The sequence below is a fragment of the Bacillus sp. LR_5 genome (genome assembly GCF_042709275.1).
On record NZ_JAVAXX010000406.1, the window covers coordinates 1 to 4,251 of the forward strand.

4 protein-coding genes are annotated in these 4,251 nt (G+C 43.8%); all 4 read right to left on the reverse strand.

Annotated features, from left to right (window positions below; all coding sequences use genetic code 11):
- Positions 1-1,464, reverse strand: a 1,464-nt coding sequence (mnmG, locus tag RAC86_RS35865; protein WP_377886529.1) for a tRNA uridine-5-carboxymethylaminomethyl(34) synthesis enzyme MnmG, incomplete at its 3' end; no start/stop codon positions are given.
- A 20-nt stretch (positions 1,465-1,484) separates the two neighbouring features.
- Positions 1,485-2,864, reverse strand: coding sequence for a tRNA uridine-5-carboxymethylaminomethyl(34) synthesis GTPase MnmE (gene mnmE / locus RAC86_RS35870; RefSeq protein WP_029726085.1), 1,380 nt, complete (start codon positions 2,862-2,864; stop codon positions 1,485-1,487).
- Positions 2,865-3,174: 310 nt separating this feature from the next.
- Positions 3,175-3,801 (reverse strand): RNA-binding cell elongation regulator Jag/EloR, encoded by a 627-nt coding sequence (gene jag / locus RAC86_RS35875; protein ID WP_003243764.1) that lies wholly within the window; start codon positions 3,799-3,801, stop codon positions 3,175-3,177.
- The coding region (yidC, locus tag RAC86_RS35880; protein WP_377886708.1) for a membrane protein insertase YidC at positions 3,798-4,251 on the reverse strand (454 nt) is incomplete at its 5' end. The genes yidC and jag, both read right to left, overlap by 4 nt.

Genomic DNA, 4,251 nt, shown 5'->3' on the forward strand with positions numbered 1-4,251 from the left:
AGACGGCTTGATAATTACAGAATGAAGACGTTTTTTCTCCGCCTCGATCGCCGCTTTTTTCTTCTCAAAAGCCGCATAGCGCTCATCAGAAATCAATCCAATGCGATGTCCGATTTCTGTCAGACGCAAATCAGCATTGTCATGGCGAAGCAGCAATCTGTATTCCGCACGTGATGTCAAAAGACGATATGGCTCATTGGTACCTTTTGTCACAAGGTCATCAATCAGAACACCAATATAGGCGTCAGAACGGCTTAAAATCACTTCTTCTTTTCCAAGCGCTTTTCGTCCTGCATTGATTCCCGCCATAATCCCTTGTCCCGCAGCTTCTTCATAACCGGAAGTTCCGTTAATTTGGCCTGCAGTGTAAAGGTTTGTGATTTTTTTTGTTTCAAGTGTCGGCCAGAGCTGTGTCGGTACGATTGCATCATACTCGATCGCATAGCCGGCTCTCATCATTTGCACGTTTTCAAGTCCAGGAATCGTTGCAAGCATTCTTTGCTGTACGTCTTCTGGAAGACTTGTAGATAAACCTTGGACATAGACTTCCTGTGTATTTCTGCCTTCCGGCTCAAGGAAGATTTGGTGACGCGGTTTATCATTAAATCGTACAACTTTATCTTCAATGGACGGGCAGTATCTTGGGCCCGTACCTTTGATCATACCGGAATACATCGGTGAACGGTGAAGGTTGCTGTCAATAATTTCATGTGTCTCAGGGCTTGTATATGTTAGCCAGCAAGGGAGCTGATCTGTGATATATTCCACTGTTTCATATGAGAAAGCGCGAGGCACATCGTCACCAGGCTGAATTTCCGTTTTGCTGTAATCAATCGTGTCGCTTTTAACGCGAGGCGGCGTACCTGTTTTAAAACGAACAAGGTCAAAACCAAGTTCCTCCAAATGCTCAGAAAGCTTAATAGAAGGCTGCTGGTTATTCGGGCCGCTTGAGTAAGACAGATCGCCAAGAATGATACGTCCTCTTAAATATGTCCCTGTCGTCATGACAACTGCTTTCGCACGATAATGTGCGCCGGTTTGTGTAATAACGCCTCGGCATTCGCCGTCTTCAACGATCAGCCGCTCCACAATTCCTTGCAGCAATGTTAAGTTTGGTTCTTTTTCAAGCGTATTTTTCATTTCGTGCTGATATTGGAATTTGTCTGCTTGCGCACGCAATGCACGAACCGCAGGACCTTTTCCTGTATTCAGCATTCTCATTTGAATATGCGTTTTATCGATGTTTCTTCCCATTTCTCCGCCGAGCGCGTCAATTTCGCGGACGACAATCCCTTTTGCGGGGCCGCCGACAGACGGATTACATGGCATAAATGCAACCATATCTAGGTTGATGGTCAAGACAAGCGTTTTGGCGCCTTGGCGTGCAGATGCGAGGGCAGCCTCAACACCGGCATGCCCGGCGCCAATCACAATCACATCGTATTGGCCTGCTTCATACCCCATGATTCTAGTTCCTCCTTTTATTATTTTCCTAAACAGAATTGTGAAAAGAGCTGATCAATTAAGCTTTCGTGGACAGAATCTCCAATGATTTCCCCTAAAAGCTCCCAGCATCTTGTAAGGTCAATTTGCACCATGTCGATCGGGACATCCTGTTCGATGCCGCTAAGCGCATCTTCAATGGCGCGTTTTGCTTGCTGTAAAATAGAGATGTGACGTGTGTTGCTGACATAAGTCAGATCACCGCTTTCAATGGCACCCGTGTAGAACAATGATTGAATCGCTTCTTCCAGATCATTGATGCCTTCCTCTTTTAAAAGAGATGTCGTAACAACTGGACGTCCATTGGCAAGCTCACGGACACGTTCAGTGTCAATCTTCGCCTCAAGGTCAGTCTTATTCAAAATCACGATAACATCCATGCCCTCAACGGTTTCAAAAAGCTTCACGTCTTCTTCAGAAAGCTCTTCACTATAATTAAGCACAAGTAAAATCAGGTCCGCTTCCTTTAGGACCTGGCGAGAACGTTCAACACCGATTCGCTCAACAATATCCTCTGTTTCACGAATACCTGCTGTATCAACCAGACGAAGCGGGACGCCCCTTACATTCACGTATTCCTCAATCACATCCCGCGTCGTTCCGGGAATATCGGTTACAATGGCTTTTGCCTCATGAACGAGGCTGTTCAGAAGAGATGATTTTCCTACGTTTGGCCGGCCAATAATGACGGTAGAAAGACCTTCACGCAAGATTTTTCCTTGCTCAGAAGTCCTCAGCAACGCCTCAATTTCCTTTTTCACGGCGGTTGCCTTTTCGACTAAAATCTGATGCGTCATTTCCTCTACATCATCATACTCCGGATAATCGATATTCACCTCAACATGGGCCAGTGTTTCTAAAATCTCACTGCGCAAACGGCGCACCAAAGCAGAAAGACGCCCTTCCATTTGATTCATAGCAACGTTCATTGCCCGGTCCGTTTTCGCTCTGATTAAGTCCATAACCGCTTCCGCCTGTGAAAGATCGATTCGGCCGTTTAAAAACGCACGTTTCGTAAATTCACCAGGCTCTGCCAGTCTCGCTCCCTCTCTCAATGCAAGCTGAAGCACTTGGTTCACAGTCACAATTCCCCCGTGACAGTTAATCTCGATGACATCTTCTCGTGTAAAAGTTCTCGGTGCTTTTAACACTGATACCATTACTTCCTCAACGACACGATCCGAAGGTCTGTCTACGATATGACCATAATGAATCGTATGTGATTCGACCGAGCTGAGTGTTTTCCCCTTCGGTCCCTTATAAATTTTATCTGCGATTTGAATGGCTTCTGGTCCGCTCAACCGTACAATCGCAATCGCGCCTTCTCCCATCGGTGTGGAAATTGCCGCAATTGTATCCATGTTGTTCACCTCTCTTTACTTATACTTCATCTATATAAAAAAATTTTTATTATGCCAAAACTAAAAGATAACATAGTTTGGTTCGAAGTGGAAGATTTGTTATCCACAGAAATAGAAATTCGTCCCTTATTACTTTAACTTATCCACATGTGAATAACAATTAATTTTATTTCCTGAACTTCCTTTTTATCAACAGGATACACCTAAAAAGAAAAAACTTAAACGGCAAAACCTTGATATTACTAGGAAAAGTAGATTTTTCGGATACAAAAAAACCGAAATCCAATTTTTATCGGACTTCGGTTTTATGCTATCTTTTATGGGAAATAACGAGATGACGATTTTCGCCTTCACCCATTGAATATGTTTTGATCTGGTGGTTTGCATATCCAGAAAGAGTATCGTGAATAATTTTTCTTTCGCTGGACGGCATGGGCTCAAGCTGGATGGATTTTTTCGTTTTCAAAACCTGGTCAGCAAGCTTGATGGCCAGCTGGCTCAGTGTTTCTTTTCTTTTCAAACGATAGTTTTCTGCATCCACCGTCACATTTTTATATTGGCCAGGATAACGGTTAAGGGCAAGCTGTGTCAAAGTTTCAAGGGCGTTTAAGGTTTGTCCTCTTTTCCCAATCAACAATGCTGCCTTTTCACCTGTTATATGATATCTCACTGTCTTTTTGCTTTCTTGAACAGTCACATCAGACTTCCCGGCAATGGCTTCGGCAATCGTTTGAAGATATAACTTCGCTTGCTGAATCGGATCAATCTTTTCAACCAGCTTTACGATCGCAGGCTTTTTACCGAAAATGCCGAGAAACCCTTTGTTTCCCTCTTCAATAACAGTAATTTCTACCTTATCCTTCGTTAATCCCAGCTCTTGCAATCCGGACTGTACTGCTTCATCGACATTTCGCCCTGCAGCAGTCACATTCCTCACTTTTTCTTTCCTCCGGCTTTTTGCGGCTCAGGATTTTTTTTAATATCAGGTCCTTTAATGAGGAAAGTTTGCGCAATCATAAACAAGTTACCAACTACCCAATAAAGAGAAAGAGCCGCCGGGAAGTTGATCGCAAATACGATAATCATAATTGGCATAATCCAAAGCATCATCGCCATTTGCGGATTTTGCTGCGCATTGCCAGCCATCATCAGTTTTTGCTGAACAAATGTAGCGACACCGGCAACGATAGGAAGAATATAGTAAGGATCTTTTTCTCCTAAGTCAAACCATAAGAAGCTATGCTCTGAAATCGCCTGGGTTCTCATGATCGCATGATAGAATCCAATTAAAATCGGCATCTGGATCAAAATCGGGAAACATCCCGCCAATGGATTGACACCATGCTTTTGGAATAAAGCCATTGTTTCCTGCTGAAGCTTTTGCTGC